Here is a 15,841-nt window from a genome sequence, read left to right as displayed (position 1 = left end):
ATTAATAGCCTTAATTATTCAAATTTTTCAACATCACATTCCAAAAACATACTTCCTCAGAAACGGGTATCGCAATACATATTTATAGGTTAACCCAAATATAATCTCCAAACACACGGCTGTTCCATAATACAACCAAAGATTATCAACACCCACTACATACTTTGCAATGAAAATTGGAAGCACATGCCATAGGTAAATTGCCAACGAATGAACACCTATCCATTCCATGGATTGAACTTCCCGAATCATACTTTTGGAAGCTACTTGTACTGCCAGAATAAGCAGAACAATATTTAAAAAATAGAAATTAAAAATAGACAGTACTTTTACGGGATTGTAAAACAAATACCCCGCCATACACAATCCCAGTAAAGGCAATAAGTAGAGCAACCACCCTGGACGCTTTAGCTCTTTATGTTTTAATACAAATCCAAGAACAAAAAAGAATAAGAAATAAGGCCGAAACGTATGAAGTACCAGCTTAATTCCGGCATTGATAATCCGATACTCTTGATACAGTTCGGGATAGTAACTCAGTGTAAGTGATACAACTGAAATTACAAATGCGATCGCAAGCATAACATTATGTTGTATTCCTGTTTTCTTGAATAACCAAGTAATCACTACCCAGCTTAAAAAGGCAGGTATAAACCATAAATGATAGAAAGGATATACTACTGCCTTTACGAGTTCAAAACCACTAAAGTTTAGGGTTTCCAATGTATTATAAATAAAATATCCGACAACAGCTATTCCCCAGGGTAAGATGACCCTAAATCGGTATTTACTAATCAGCTGAAATAAATTGAATTTTACCATTTTATCGGCATTGAATAAAAAGCCGCTGATACCGATAAATAGTGGCATATGGAAACTGTAAATGATGGTTCTCCAGAATGAATTGTCAATAGCCTCGGGAATCATATGTCCCAAAATGACTAATAAAATGAGTACTCCCTTGAATAAGTCAATATTTCTTAATCGCATTTAAGCCTGTATTACTGGTTGATAACTTACACAGGATACAACGTTCTAATCTTCAAAAGTTATATGAAATTCAAAAATAAATTTAGAATTTCAGTTAGAATTTTATTTTTATATACTTGCAGCACTCTTTAGTCCGGCACTATATGCTCCAACAGCACTTGGCAAGTAGACCCGAAACCGCAACGAATTACGTAAATAAATGACCTATACTGAAAACGATTATAAAGAAACCGCTGAAATGGCAAAGCTGATAAAAAAGATAGACCATATAAATGCGGCATATGCAAATAAGGTTTCTGATCAAATCTATAAGCAACAACCTTTCTTCTTAACAGTCCTGTTAGGTTATAGGAAAGATATTTCCATGGTGGAGCTGGAAGATATAATGAAAGTTTATTTTCTAGTATGGGAATATTTTAAGTTAAACCGGAACCTTCCCAAAGAGAAAGTAACCCAAACTAAGTTTGAGAAAGTTCAACATAAAATTATGCAAATGCTTCATTATAGTGAGGGAGAATCCGAAACCTCCAGAGACGAAATATACCGCCGAGAATTGCAAAATCTCAAGTCCAAATCATTATGGACAGCTGTACATTTACGATTCAATAATCAACCAGCACTGATGGCTATGAATCCAGAAAATAAAGGATTAGTCCTCATCGGCATCCTGAGCTTTATTCAGTGCTTTGAAGCGCGTTAGAAGGTTTGTTAGGTTAATCAAAGCAGATGAAAAAATAAAATAGAATTAGCATATTTTTACCTAATACAAAAGACCTTTAACTAAGTGAATATCAGACATCTGTACTAGACAATAACGAAACTATTTACTGTTAATCTAGTCGGCTCGCATGTTTTTTTTGAGCTGCATCGGTAATATAGATTGTTGGAACCTTGAACTTCACGTTTGATACGTCTTTTCTGCCCTATATGCCATCCAAAGAAATCCATGAGTATTTTAGTGCCAAAGCCACCACAGTAGATAATAAATCTGCAATGATTAAAAAGAAGTTTGATTTATGGTGTATTGACTTTCTATTTTAATACTTTGATCTTTTGTTCTCCATCCACTCGTTCAATAAGCACCACCTCACCTGTCACAATCTGATCGTCAACAATCTTATGAGTGGATAAACGGTTAGCTATATCATGTGATACTAATAAAATATACTCTTTTTCATTTACTTTCAAACGAACAGCTTCCGCTTCATTATCGGCAAGCTTCCTGCCATTCCTATTCAATATAGGAATGTTTTCGAATTCCACTTTATTATTTTCCGGGAAATACAACAAGGTGATAAAAGAATGGAAACCTGTCGCCTTTTTTGACAGCTCTGCCCTAGTAATTTCTTCCTTGTAATTATAATCTGGTGAGTACCAAGCATCGATTAAGGTTATTCCTGCCTCTTTGAATGGTTGAATTCTAAGGTTATTCGTGTCGAATGTAGTGGTGAGTCCGCCTTCTTGAATCTTCACTCGTTTATCGGCAAAATTGAAGTACTGCGAATACTGATGTTCATTTTCAGCTTCAAAACTGTCAATCAACAACCAAATATCCGGTTTAAGATACAACACCCTTCTTTTTATAAGCACCGGGTCGTCCAGACGCAGGTACGCCTTATTAAAGACCTCCGCATAGTCAAAATCGTCTTCAATCACGACATAGGCCCCTTCGGACTTTGCCTCGAACGAGTTGCTCCACGAACCGCTATAAACAGAATTCGTTAGTCCATCAACCCCAAGAGTATTATGAGCCGTATTAGACTTAAAGTACTTACGCCATTCACTACTGCCAACATAGGTATAACGACCGCCATCTACCAGATAATCCTTACCGTATGCAAATAAAGTGAAGTGCAATAAATCATCGTGTGAGTGCCCGCCACCAATTCTTCTCATATGAAAACTGCTATAAAATGCGTCTTCTTCCCATGAGGATCTTGAATAAAGATCGCCTGCATTGAATTGGTATGCCGATAAAAAATCAGGTTGCTTCATTGGCAATTGCTGATAACTTTGGTTTGAAGTATCTCCGAAAAGGAAATAATTCTCGTAATCAAGCTGATCATAAGCTCTGAACTTCAATAGCTCATCCTTAGAAAGAATCGCTGCCATAGTAAGTAAACCCCTCAAATCATTGTCGTCACTATCACCCAGCAGAGGTTCATTATAATTAGGCTTTTGCCACGCAACATTGGCATAAGCCATTTGAAGCGTCCGATCAAGAATGCTTCTTGGAAGTTCAATCCTTGCTCGTTTAGACAATAACACCACGTTCAAATAACAATGCATCACCTCATTGTGGTACATGGGAGACTGCTCCCATTGAGTGCCATCATCCAATATTTGATTCCGGATACATGTATCCAGCTTTTCAATAGCGCTTTTCTTCCATTCTTCGCTTTGTTTAAATTCGGACAAAAAAACTGCTGCTGTAAAGAGCCCGTTAAATTCTAGTACGCCCCAGTTACTAATTTGAGAATGCCTATTAAAACCGCTATCAATATACGCTGCATGCTCAACCATACTACTTAAGAACATTTCAAGAAAATCGGGAGTGACGTACTTGGAATGTTTTACATATTCAAAACTTTTCACCCAGTTTTCAATACGGATTCCTGCTTCAATCCTTCTCCAACTAGTCCGCTTAGTTTCATCAGTAATAGGGTTATTTACTATCCAATGTGTTACCTGATCCACAAATTCTTTAGCATATTTTTCCTTTCCGGTCAGCATATATGCTTTTCCCAAGTCGATCCAAAAACGGTGACGATTTAACATAAAGGTCCATTCGGGGTCACCAAAAGGATTTAGGTGCCAATCTATTTCTTTTGTAAACGTATAAGGAACAATCGTCTTCTCCATATCCCACTCATAACGGAATAAGAAATATTTCCGTCGTACTTGATCCGCCACACGAATTGAACTCGCCACTTTTTCAGGAAAATTATTTCTTATATAAACTATATCGTTTTTGTCAACACTTAGGTAAAGATTTTCTTTCTCCCTGTAATATTTCAAAAGCGTCTTTTTTGCCTCCTTGACATTACCGCTGTCATGCCACATTTTCACTTGTTTAAGTCTGGGGTTATCAAAATCCAATTTCCCCATAACATCCATTGCTTGTGCTTTAACTTCCAAGACAGTAAGCAACACTAAAATCAGTGCAATATAATTCTTCATTTGGTCGCGTATTTATTGATTAAAATGTCTTAAGATTCCTTAAAAAAAGAACGATATTTTTTTAAGGTTCCAGAATCAATATATTTACCAAAAGATCCCTGCCAATAACATTGGGAGGGAATCTAATGAATAGCAAAACTATTTCAAACTAACTAATCAACAAGAAGTTCTTTTAATACCTATGTTACGAAACTATGATTTATATTAATCAGTATAAGCACCTATTTCCGCCAAATGTGTATATCTGAAACCTCCGTAGCCATTGGCTGTTACCAGTTTCATATACCTTACAGTTTCTCTGGCGGGTAGTTGAATATATTGCCAGCTTGTCTGTTTCTTTAAAGTATAAGTACCCTGACTAGTCCAGTTTATATTATCATTGCTTGTAAACACTTCACAATCTTTAATGGCTCCGTTTAGGTTTGATCTGTTCAAAAAGGCGAATCCGTCAACAACCGTTGCAGCTCCCATATCGAGAACTACATAATGGGGATGATTTGGCAAGGTGTTTTTCCATTCTGTATGCCAAATAGTTGACTGATCTCCATCAAGTATTTTGTATGCAGCACCGGTATCTTCTTCACTATCTGCTTCAATTACTGACCAACCATCCCTGTCCATTAATTCTTTTATTACCACACCATCCAACAGCGGAACAGCATTCTCAAAATCATATTGGAATGAATATGTTTTCCAGCTGCCGTTTTCATGATAAAAACGAATTCTTAACTGGTAATTGCCTTCCAACTTATAAAAATCGGAAAGTGGTGATTCCACATGAAATGTATTTCCGTCCGGTTTTACTGTCCAGCTAGGGGTATCATAATCCTTATTTCCCCCGGATGGTTCCGGGTCGTGATAAAAATTTATATCAGTAACCTCATAATCGCTGACAAATTGACCATCTATAACAATGCTTCCGTTCTCAACTCTTGCATCTAATTTCTTGATATCGTGGTTAACCTGAGTATACCAATCAAATCTTTCCACAGCACTAAAGGTTTGAGAATTAGCAAAGGTTGCCGCAGATGCTGCAGTGATAAAGGTTGAGCTCTTGCCGTAAGTGTGATTCCCACTACCCATTATCGCAGTCCCTAAAACCGCTTGTTCACTTTTTCTTTCCTTGTTATGAGGACAATTCAAGCCGTGACCAAGTTCATGTATTAACCCTCCAATCCACTTAGTGGCAAGGTTGCCATATATATCATTCTGTCCCAAATATTTCACATCCATAGATGGGTAATCCAGTGCAAAACAATATTTCCCTACTCCATAAAATGGAACACCTCCAGGGTTCAACGGGTCACCGGATCGTGATGGCATTATCACCAAGGTATGCTCACTCTTTTTTGCATTCTTATTTTCTGCAAAATAAGCTTCGATCTCGGGAATAACCTTTCCACTTCCGCCAGAATATGTATAATAGTCTTGTTCCCTAGCTCCACGAATAACATCTACATCTACCAGCTCCTTAGCTAGAAGATCCAACCCAAATGAGGATCTTCCAAAACCTTCTCTATCTAAATTTTCAGCAAAAAATTCTTGGGTTTGCAGCAAAATACCACTGATTCGATGTTTATAGTTTTGAAAAGGTTCTACATCCTTGGGCAGAAAATAAATGACGTTCAACTTATGAGGATTGTTACTCCATTCGTTCTCAAAGCCAGGTTGTTCACCAAGTAAGTAAGTAGCGGTTAAATTTTCCTCTGAGGGTGTAAACTGGTCCTTAGAACAACCCGCTATTATCAATACCGTCAATAATGAAAGTGTTAACTTTTTTTTGATTGTTTTCATTTATAAAGTGTTATTTAAGTTTTTGATAATAGGTCATACTAATCAATGAATCAGTATGACCTGTTATTAGTTTACCATTCCGGATTCTGTTCAAGGTTTTTATTTAAACCCAACTGATCTGTAGGAAAAGGAAATAGATAATCTTTGGAAGGATCAAACTCCCGTAAGCTCGCGTCTTGTAATAGAATATTTCCGTCTGCATCAAAATTAATACTGCTTGTTTCGTCCTCGGACAAATTAAAGTCAGCGAATAATTTGTTTCCAAGCACAGGTTTCGGTAGCTCGATCTCTGCCGTTTTCCATCTTATTAGATCCCAATATCTAAAGCCTTCTAAAGCCAATTCTACTCTTCTTTCCCGACGGATTTCCTCGCGCATGTTTAATCCATTAGCCGTGACCAGCGTATTGGTTAAGCCTGGAAGACTAACACTGGGCCTAGATCTTAACTGATTAATGGAAATATTTAAATCAGTATCACTTATTCCATTTTCCAATTCAAAAGTTGCCTCAGCATAGTTAAGCAATACTTCTGCGTATCTTATAACCGCTCTATCTATATAAGAGCGTGAATTCTGCCAATCCTCAAGATGCGCATACCTTCTATTGGCAAAACCGGTTCGCTGAAAGTTTAGGTCCGGAACCGTAAATACAGGTTTGGTTCCTATATACTCATCACCATCTTTAAAGAAGGTAGCGTTCATTCTAGGATCCCTGTTTTCAAATACCTCAAACGTAGTTGTCGGCTCCTCATACAAAGGAGATTTATCTATTGGCAATCCATCTGCCATTAAATAAGAATCCGCCAAAGCCTTGGTTGGATTTGCAGCTCCTGTCTCCAAGTTACGTTGTGTAACATGAGAAGTAATTGATTCTTCAATACTTTTTCCATATTGATGTACTAAAATATTTTCCTTATTGCTTCTCCCTTCTCCTTCATATTGGAACAAATCAAAATATTCAGAATATATAGCATGCTCTCCGGAGTCCATCACCGCTTTTGCGGCTTGTTTTGCAATAGTCAAATGCTTTTGTGGATTGCCATAACTATGGAACTTAGCTCTGGTTCCTTCAAACAAGGCAACTCTCGATTTAAAAGCCAAGGCAGCGGTACTTGTCACTCTTCCATAGTTTGAAGAACTCTGCTCGCTAGGTGATTCCAATTTTGAGGCAGCAAAATCCAAATCCTCATATATCGCTGTCAATACGTCTTCTCGGGTAGCCTTGGGAGCTTGTAATTCAGGATCATTTTCTTTCAATGTTCTTAAAATCAAAGGAACCCCTCCATAGCGTCTCAGTAAATTAAAATAATTCCAGGCTCTGAAGAATCTGGCCTCTCCAACGTATAAATCGACTACAGCAGGTTCAACTCCTGTCTCTAAAACTTTTTGAGATTTCTCAATAATGTTATTAGCTCTTCTTATCCCGGTATATTGATTTCCGTAAAAACCATCTGAAGAAGGGGTTAATCGGGTACCATCACTAATGGAATTAGGTCCGGTAGCATAACTATCATCAGACCAGTTGTCACTTGTTTCTGGCAAACCCGGTAATTCAAAATATAAAACATTCACAGCTGCTTTAAGATCTGCTTCATTGTTCCAGAAGGCAGGATCTGTAATAACTGTCTCTGGTATACGGTCTACATCACAGGAAGTAGCAAAAATCGATACTATACCAAGCAATACAATTTTTATTTTATTTCTTTTAATCATAATTATCTCTTTTAAATCATTAAAATGATATATTAACACCAAAAGCTATCGAAGCCGTTAATGGGTAATCCGAATGAACTTGATTTTTTTGTTCTGGATCCAACACACCATCAAATACTCCTAATTTGCTGAACGTTGCTATGTTTTCCGCAGAAAGGTATAGTCTGACTTTAGACATAGACATTTTTTCTAAATATTGCTCGGGAATTGAATATCCTACCTGAATATTTTTAACTCTTAAATAAGCGGCGTCAAGTACCCAACGATCTGAAGTAGCATAATTATGGTGTCCTCCAATATAAGGGCGGGGAAAAGCAGCATTTGTATTTTCCGGTGTATAATAATCTGCATTGATTGCCACGGGTTGTATCCAAGAATAGATTAGAGGCTGAGAAACATATCGGGAAGGGAGAATGTTTCTTTTTCCAACTCCTTGCAGAAATAAGCTGAAATCAACACTCTTATAGTTGGCATTAAATGTCAAGCCATAAAGGTATCTTTGCTGAGTACTCCCAAGATTTACCAAATCACCGGGATCTTCTATAGTTCCTCCTCCATTGTTAATTTCTCCATCGCCATTCTGATCTACATATTCTATATCACCTATTCCCGTATTACTACTATAAAATGGTGCTCCATCCAACTGCCCTTGAGATTCTATGTAGCCTGGAACAGTCTGATATCCCCAAATGGTGTTAAGCGGATGACCGGTAATTTTGCCATTAGTTCCTCCATTAACCAAATCGTATCCTTCCCCGTATTCTATTAACTCATTCTGGTTGTCAGATACGTTTACTCCAATGCTAAAATTAAAATCATCTCCTATATGATTCCTGTAAAATAGGGCAGCTTCCCATCCCCAACTTTTAAGTTCCCCTTGGTTTGTTCTTGGAGGGTTTACTCCTAAGGTTGCAGGACGTCTAATCTGAACAAGCATATTGTTATTCGTTTTGGTATAATAATCAAAACTTCCTGTGATCTTGTTGTTTAATATTCCGAAGTCCAAACCGAAGTCAGTCGTTTCAAGTGTTTCCCACCCTAAGGATGAGGAAGGTATGGAACCTTGATAAAAATAAGTAGCTCTGTCTTCAGCTTCTCCAAAAACCAAACCGCTTCCATTTTGGATAATCGGTAAATAATCATAATACCCAATAATGTCCGCATTCGCATTGCCTACTTGCCCCCATGAAAATCTTGGTTTAAACTCAGAAATAAAAGGCAAAGCATGTTCAAACCAGCCTTCTTTATGCATGTTCCATCCGGCAGACGCCGAATAGAACCATTTTATTCTTTGTCCAGGTGCCAACCGTGAACTCTCATCAGATCTAATGGTAGCTTCAATAAGATATTTATCATCATAATTATAATTGAAACGACCAAGTACTGACTGATTAGCAAACTCTATTGATCCTTCTCCTACAGTTTCAGAACCTTCCTCGGCTAAATTTAATGTAGGGAGATTATTACTTACCAGATTACTCACGGAAGCATTGAAAGCGGATTCTCGGTAGCTTTCCCATTGATATCCTGCCAAAAAGTGGAATTTGTGCTTTTCCGCCAAGGTCAGATCATAATCGACCAAAAACTGAAAATTGTCGGTATTCCTTGTCCTAGTGTATCTGTAATAATTATTAGGGCGGTTTAGATAAAAAGCGGGCTGAGAATCATCTAAATCCCATAATTCGACCGTGCGCCTGAATGAAGTAAAGTCTTTTCTGTCAATCTGCCTCCCATATATCGTTTTAAGCTGTAAACCCTTTATAAAATCTTTGGCGGTTAATGTAAATATACCATTGAGCTCATTATAATCATCATCTTGATACCCGCCTTTTTGCAATATAGCATAAGTATTATTACCTGAAGTTCCTGCACCTCCAAAGAGTTTTCCATCAGGAGTAAAGATAGGATAACGCTGCCTGGCTTGGTACACCTGTTGTAACAAACCATATCCACTCACTCCTACCGAAGGTCTATCTTTACCTTCTACAGTATAGCTTAGTTTAGTATCAAAATCAATATGCTTTGTAATCTTTGCGTTTACATTTGAACGTAAGTTCCATCTTTTGTAGCCATCGGGTCCAACTTTAAATACTCCATCCTGATTTAAATAACCTGTTGAAAAAAGATATCTGATTTTTTCAGAACCACCACTAACATTAAGATTGTGAGACTGTAAAAAATACTGATCCCTTAGGACTTGATCTCTAATACTTTGTTGGTTATATGTCCGATATTTGTTAGGGTTGTTCGGGTCTACAACAAACTCAACACCATTTCGTATATTATTTAAATCGAAATCACTATACTCTGCACCAACGCCAGCATTTGCACGTGCCAAATTCGAATATTCCGCTTCTTCTAATAAGGCCATCCTATCAGGTATATTTAATGCCCATTGAACAGTCATTCTACCATCATAATCAACCACCATTTTTCCTTCTTTCCCTATTTTAGTATTGACAAGTATAACTCCTCCCGCAGCCCGTGCTCCATATATAGCCGCTGCTGCTGCATCTTTTAAAACTGTCACTGACTCTATATCATCAGGATTCATTCTTTGCAAAGGAGCCAAAGAAGGCATTGAAACTCCGTCGAGTACCAAAAGCGGATCAACTGCACCGTTCGCTGAGGATACCCCTCTTATCTGTATACTGAGGTTTTCATCTCCTGGCTGACCTGAAGTTCTTGTTATATTAAGTCCCGGAGCGGTACCTTGAAGAGCGTTAATAGCATTGGTCACCGGCCTGTTCTCGATTGATTCCGATGTAATTGTCGAAACAGCTGAAGTCATAGATACTTTCTTCTGGGTACCATATCCAATTACTACAACTTCGCTTAATTGAGCAACGTCTTCCTCAAGTGTAACATTTATCGTGCTTCTACCATCAACCGGTATAGTTTGTGTTGTAAAGCCGACATAGCTATATACTAATACTGGATTATTACCGCTGACAGTTACTTCATAATTACCATCAAAATCTGTAGTAACACCATTACCAGTCCCTTGCAATAAAACATTGACACCCGGGATCGGTGTTCCTGATCCATCGGTAATTTTTCCAATTACAATCGATTGTATTGTGTCTTCAAAAAAGGTATTGGCCGCAACACCATTTATGAAAAATAACACAAGTACCATCAGACTATAGTAACGCCATCTTGGTGAACTTTTTTGTTTTCTGTTCATAGTTTTAATTAATTAGTTAGTTAATAAAATGTTAATTGAAAAACAATGATACAAAAGATATCGTAACAAAACAATCGATTGTATGACTTATTTATAAAAAAAACATATAATAAACAGGTATATTCCTTTTTATTTCTTGTTTTATCACACATTAAATGTATAAAATACAAAATGAAACCTTTGCGTTAACATAAAATAAGTGTTATAGTAATACTTAAGTTTAACTTTATTATATACACAAATATATTATTGTATAAATTACTGATGCACAGATACATACATTATTACAAGCTTATTAAGTATGTTTTTGGCATTGATAAAAATAAGGAACTGAAACTTAATTATTTGTATTTATAAAAAAAGGGTAGCTAAAATTTAATCAAGGTTAACTTGGTATTACTCTATTAAATATCATAGTGTATACTATGATATAAAAAAACTAAATTTTTCTATTTGTAGACTCCCTTTCAATTATAGTAGAGTTCAATATGATAGTCCTACTATCTACTTTTTCGCCTTTTTTATTAATATTGTCAATCAGTAAGTCACATGCTATTTTACCCATTTCAAACCCGGATTGATCCACCGTTGATAATGATGGTTCTATAACTTCAGAAATAGGTTCATTACTAAACCCGAAAACACATATATCTTCCGGAATTCTTTTCCCTATACTTTTTAAATATTTCATTGCTCCTATGGCCGATACGTCATTCGCAGAGAAAATACCGTCAATCGTTTCGTTGGCTTCTATTAATTGTTTGGTAAGATTATGGCCATCCTGCTCCATCAACCTGGATATAAGGACAAGTTCTTTTCTGTATTTTATTTTATTTTCTTCTAGTGCCCGTTTATACCCCATGCGTCTTTTCTTGTATATTTCTAGGTTTTGCGGACCTTCAAAGTGTGCAATGCTTTTACACCCTTTTGAAATAAGATGATTCACAGCATCATAGGCAGCTTGCTCGTCATCTATCAATACCTTATTACTATCAGTTACATTCTCACAACATCTGTCGAAAAAGACTAAAGGAATATTATTTTCTTTAAAATATTCTAAATGATCTCCGGTTGTAGTTTCCATAGAAACCGAAATCAGCACTCCATCTACTCGGTTCGAAATCAAGTTATTTACAATGCGTCGTTCCCGATTCAAATCCTCCATCGATTGGGAAATAACCACATTGAACCCAGCTACATAAGATGCTTCTTCTATACCTGCGATTGTTGAAGATAAAAAATGTCTCGAAATTCTGGGAACCACCACTCCAATGGTGTTAGACTTATTCATTCTGAGATTGGATGCTAATAAATTTCGTTGATATCCCAGTTCCTTGGCCGCAGCCCACACCTTGTCTTTGGTGCTTTTTGCAACCCTGCTGCTATTATTAAGTGCTCTAGAAACTGTTGAACTATCTACACCTAATTTATCAGCAATCTCGTATATGGTAATACCTCCTTTTTTCAAGGGTTAAAATTTTATTAAACTCATTCCGTTTATAAAATATAGCCAGGCAATGGGTAAGCACGGTTTTTAAGAATAACCTACAAATTGTCTTTATCTTGCTTATTCATTGTTGTAGACGATTGACACAATAATTTGCGCTATACTATTTATATTAATTTTCTAATTTTTCCTTTCGAATCAATGCCTCAAGAAAATAATAGTCCGCATAGTTAAGAGGTACATCAATTTCTACCTCATGTGGCTTACTACCTACTGAATGCTTTAAAATAAATCCTTCATTTGCATTTATATTGGCCAGATATTTAGGAGAACCAAGACTTTCCATCACTTGGTTTGCATAACTCAGATACTGTTCTGCAGTACTTTCACCAACATATTGACTTAACTCATAAAGTGCTGAAGCAGTAATTGCCGCTGCCGATGCATCTCTAGGGGTTCCATCTGAGATCGGCACATTGTAGTCCCAATATGGGATCTTATCTTCCGGCATATTTGGATGATTCCTTATAAACTCAGCTATTTTTATCGCTTGATCAAGATATTTTTGATCATTGGTTTCCCTATAGCACATTGTATATCCATATAATCCCCATGCCTGTCCCCTTGACCAAGCTGAATCATCACTTAACCCCTGATGGGTGTTTTTCTTAATGACAGCTCCGGTTTTCGTATCGTAATCCACTACATGGAAGGAACTATTATCTTCCCTAAAATGGTTCTTCATCGTTGTATCAGCATGAGAGACGGCAATATTATAAAAAGTTGAGTCACCTGAAATTCTGGTAGCATGAAACAATAACTCCAAATTCATCATATTATCTATGATCACAGGACAACTCCATCTATTATTTTTTTCCCAAGATTGTAAAATACCTGCGTTAGGCCTGAACCTTTCAGAAAGCGATCTGGCTGTTTGTACGATAATGGAATCATATTCCTTATTATCAACATACTTAAGTGCATTTCCATAACTACATTCCATTATAAAACCCACATCGTGGTTTCCTGTCCAATACTGAATGGAGTCAAGTTTTTCAGTATAGGTAACAGCTCTTTCTTTCCATTTATTATCGTTGGTTAAAGCATATAAATTCCATAATGAACCAGGGTAAAATCCGCTTGTCCAATCGTATATTCCGACTAATTTACGTTTATTGTTCTCTATTGTCCTGGGCATAAATCGCTTGCTGTCAATATGAAGTTCTACACTGGCATAGGTTGTATCATATTGTCTCACCGAATGTTCTAATACTGAAAGTTCAGATGTTGCTTTCTTTTCTGTAGAACTTTGGCATCCAATAAAAAGTGCCATGCAACATAACAGATAGGTTGGTAGTTTAAAGTTGATCATCATATAAAATATTTAGGTGCCTAAATTATAATAATCAGAGTTAAATAAAAACTAAATGAAAGAAATTTTTCAATATTTTATTTCGTTTATTATGTTTTACAATAATTATAGTATAGAAAGATATCTACAATAATACCAACTCCAAAATTTTTTGAACCTGTTTATTATTCTACAAATGGAATCGTGTTTTCAAACCACTTCCATTTTCGTTGTCGATCAATACTTAAGGTTCACAAAATATGTCTATGAATTGAGTATTCCATTTAAATGCCCATACATACATAGGGTATTTACAAGTATATCTTCACACATGCTACGGAAGCATTGGTTTGGGATATAAATTCTAATTCATTACAATATAACATACTCATAGGGAGGCCACGGGCTTCCCTATGAGTATATCTTTAAATCATACCTTGCAAATCTCATTAAGTAGTATAGTAATCAACCAAAAAAACAACCGTAACTATCATCCTTAATAGCTTTAATCAACTCATCTATTTGCGCTGATTTTGGAAAAGGCGCATAGTGCTGCCACTTCCCGCTTGCACGCATCCAATAGAGCTCCCACTGTTTTCGTGTTTTAATAAATCGAAGTTTTGCAAACTCCTGATGTTGAATTTCATCTGGATTATTCCATACCGGACGAATTTCAAAAAGAATGACCTCTTTACCATCGTAAGAATAGCCATAGTCAAGTTGCTTACGAATTTCTAATTCCTTTGGGCGTAATGATTCTACAAAGTTTTTTATGATCGCTTCGTTAATATCCATGATACTGGTCAGTAGTTGAGTTTACTATACACTATGTTTAATATTTCCAGGTTATATTTGGTTTCTAAAAAATCAGATCAATAGAAACCCTCCTGTTTTTTGCTCTGTTATCATGAGATGTATTTGGCACTAAGGGATCTTCCTCTCCTTTGGAAATTAGCTTCATACGATCACGGGAAACACCCTGAGTTTCTAAATAATCTGCCACCGCCTCAGCTCTTTCCAGTCCTATTCGCTGATTTAGGGATTCACTCCCCAAATCACAAGTATGTCCCATAATATGAAGCTTTACGGTCTCATCCTTATTTACCATATGGGCTATAGTGTTTAGCCGTTCTGCTAACGGCTCCGGTACTTGCGTCTGATCAATATTACCAAATATAAGCGGCTCCTTTATATATGTGAATTCAGAGTCGGTAAAGGTAGGCTTCTCAAGTTCTTCTTTGGGCTGCTTAGCAACTACAACCGGTTTCGGTTCTTGTACTTCTACAGCCTCTTCAACAATAACTACATCTTCCTCTTCTTCCAGTGATTGTTTCTTCGCACCTAAACCAAACCCTAATTTTAATTGAACACCAGCAGAGATATAATTACTGTTCTCTACAACGTCTTCCATAGCTAACACCCCATTGGCTGATACTCCTTCAATGCGTTCTGGGCTGTAACTTACAATGTTTGTATATGCATCAGCATCCTGAAGATCCATTAATCCGTAGTCGACATAAATTCCGGTGTATAAATTCAGCCTGTCTTTGAGTTTAAAGACTAGACCTCCTTCTGCACTTAACAACACTGATGTTTTTAAGGATACTTTTGAATCCCCTTCCCAATTGCTTATGCTACCAAATCCATGAGCCGGCAAATCATCGATTTCCAGATTGAGATCCGGGTAGTATCCGCTAAGGGCTAAAGCTTCGGCATTGGCTTCGATGTCTTGTTTACCGGTGAATAAAACTTTCCCTCCAAGCCCAAAATAAACACCTGTCTTATCAGAGAACATTGTGTGGTATTGCAGCATCAAGGGAATGGAAAAACTATAAAACTTTTGATCCTCCTCATAGCCGTCTGCACTTACCCGATATTCAAATGCTGACCCTTGATCGTCTATCTCATAGGTTGTAAACTGCCTGTTGTTATCCAGGGTAAAGGTGTTTCTATTCAGTCTGGCTTCCACTCCTGTCTGCAGGCCCCAATGTTCATTTAAAAAGTGCGTATAACCTATCCCTATGCCGCCCCCGAGTTCCAGGCTACCTTCTCCCACATCACTTTTATAAGAAATCCCGGAGACTCCTCCGTGTAGTGAAACGGTGAGTTCTTGTCCCTGGCTGTATACTATTGATATCAAAAATAGACTTGTAAGTAGTGTTGTTTTCATCTGATACTGA

General features: G+C 36.9%; 11 protein-coding genes. 2 read left to right on the top strand and 9 right to left on the bottom strand.

Features of this window, described 5'->3' with window-relative positions; all coding sequences use genetic code 11:
- Positions 1 to 33: 33 nt before the first annotated feature.
- Positions 34 to 990, bottom strand: a complete 957-nt coding sequence (locus ACN0TV_RS02075) for an acyltransferase family protein (protein WP_417359624.1) — start codon at positions 988 to 990, stop codon at positions 34 to 36.
- Between the two features lie 199 nt (positions 991 to 1,189).
- Between ACN0TV_RS02075 and ACN0TV_RS02070 the strand changes: the two genes are divergently transcribed.
- Entirely contained in the window at positions 1,190 to 1,690 is a 501-nt protein-coding gene (locus ACN0TV_RS02070) for a hypothetical protein (protein WP_417359622.1), read from the top strand.
- Between the two features lie 191 nt (positions 1,691 to 1,881).
- Positions 1,882 to 2,031 carry a DUF6398 domain-containing protein gene (locus ACN0TV_RS02065; protein WP_417359620.1) on the top strand — a complete coding sequence of 50 codons (150 nt, stop codon included), beginning with the start codon at positions 1,882 to 1,884 and terminating at the stop codon, positions 2,029 to 2,031.
- Here ACN0TV_RS02065 and ACN0TV_RS02060 read toward each other — a convergent pair.
- The 8 genes from ACN0TV_RS02060 to ACN0TV_RS02025 form a co-directional block, all read right to left on the bottom strand.
- Positions 2,023 to 4,170 carry an alginate lyase family protein gene (locus ACN0TV_RS02060; protein WP_417359619.1) on the bottom strand — a complete coding sequence of 716 codons (2,148 nt, stop codon included), beginning with the start codon at positions 4,168 to 4,170 and terminating at the stop codon, positions 2,023 to 2,025. The genes ACN0TV_RS02065 and ACN0TV_RS02060 overlap by 9 nt on opposite strands.
- 204 nt (positions 4,171 to 4,374) lie before the next feature.
- Positions 4,375 to 5,964, bottom strand: coding sequence for a discoidin domain-containing protein (locus ACN0TV_RS02055; RefSeq protein WP_417359616.1), 1,590 nt, complete (start codon positions 5,962 to 5,964; stop codon positions 4,375 to 4,377).
- Between the two features lie 71 nt (positions 5,965 to 6,035).
- Complete coding sequence (locus ACN0TV_RS02050) at positions 6,036 to 7,676, bottom strand: RagB/SusD family nutrient uptake outer membrane protein (protein ID WP_417359614.1); 1,641 nt, start codon at positions 7,674 to 7,676, stop codon at positions 6,036 to 6,038.
- 19 nt (positions 7,677 to 7,695) lie between these two features.
- The gene (locus tag ACN0TV_RS02045) at positions 7,696 to 10,863 is read right to left on the bottom strand and encodes a SusC/RagA family TonB-linked outer membrane protein (protein ID WP_417359612.1); all 3,168 of its coding nucleotides are present in this window, start codon (positions 10,861 to 10,863) and stop codon (positions 7,696 to 7,698) included.
- Between the two features lie 439 nt (positions 10,864 to 11,302).
- The gene (locus ACN0TV_RS02040) at positions 11,303 to 12,331 is read right to left on the bottom strand and encodes a LacI family DNA-binding transcriptional regulator (RefSeq protein WP_417359610.1); all 1,029 of its coding nucleotides are present in this window, start codon (positions 12,329 to 12,331) and stop codon (positions 11,303 to 11,305) included.
- 151 nt (positions 12,332 to 12,482) lie between these two features.
- Positions 12,483 to 13,685, bottom strand: a complete 1,203-nt coding sequence (locus ACN0TV_RS02035) for a glucuronyl hydrolase (protein WP_417359608.1) — start codon at positions 13,683 to 13,685, stop codon at positions 12,483 to 12,485.
- A 441-nt stretch (positions 13,686 to 14,126) separates the two neighbouring features.
- The gene (locus tag ACN0TV_RS02030; protein WP_417359606.1) at positions 14,127 to 14,456 is read right to left on the bottom strand and encodes a DUF3024 domain-containing protein; all 330 of its coding nucleotides are present in this window, start codon (positions 14,454 to 14,456) and stop codon (positions 14,127 to 14,129) included.
- Positions 14,457 to 14,520: 64 nt separating this feature from the next.
- Positions 14,521 to 15,831 carry an OmpA family protein gene (locus tag ACN0TV_RS02025; protein ID WP_417359604.1) on the bottom strand — a complete coding sequence of 437 codons (1,311 nt, stop codon included), beginning with the start codon at positions 15,829 to 15,831 and terminating at the stop codon, positions 14,521 to 14,523.
- Positions 15,832 to 15,841 lie beyond the last annotated feature (10 nt).

The organism is Galbibacter sp., from assembly GCF_048266365.1.
Taxonomy (GTDB): Bacteria; Bacteroidota; Bacteroidia; order Flavobacteriales; family Flavobacteriaceae; genus Galbibacter.
Note: the sequence above shows the minus strand (reverse complement) of the source record. Positions and strands in the feature narration are given on the sequence as shown.

Bases quoted from the DNA above. Each gene is read 5' to 3' on its own strand.
- ACN0TV_RS02075 (WP_417359624.1), bottom strand. From the start codon at position 990: ATGCGATTAAGAAATATTGACTTATTCAAGGGAGTACTCATTTTATTA.
- ACN0TV_RS02070 (WP_417359622.1), top strand. From the start codon at position 1,190: ATGACCTATACTGAAAACGATTATAAAGAAACCGCTGAAATGGCAAAG.
- ACN0TV_RS02060 (WP_417359619.1), bottom strand. From the start codon at position 4,170: ATGAAGAATTATATTGCACTGATTTTAGTGTTGCTTACTGTCTTGGAA.
- ACN0TV_RS02055 (WP_417359616.1), bottom strand. From the start codon at position 5,964: ATGAAAACAATCAAAAAAAAGTTAACACTTTCATTATTGACGGTATTG.
- ACN0TV_RS02050 (WP_417359614.1), bottom strand. From the start codon at position 7,676: ATGATTAAAAGAAATAAAATAAAAATTGTATTGCTTGGTATAGTATCG.
- ACN0TV_RS02045 (WP_417359612.1), bottom strand. From the start codon at position 10,863: ATGAACAGAAAACAAAAAAGTTCACCAAGATGGCGTTACTATAGTCTG.
- ACN0TV_RS02035 (WP_417359608.1), bottom strand. From the start codon at position 13,685: ATGATGATCAACTTTAAACTACCAACCTATCTGTTATGTTGCATGGCA.
- ACN0TV_RS02030 (WP_417359606.1), bottom strand. From the start codon at position 14,456: ATGGATATTAACGAAGCGATCATAAAAAACTTTGTAGAATCATTACGC.
- ACN0TV_RS02025 (WP_417359604.1), bottom strand. From the start codon at position 15,831: ATGAAAACAACACTACTTACAAGTCTATTTTTGATATCAATAGTATAC.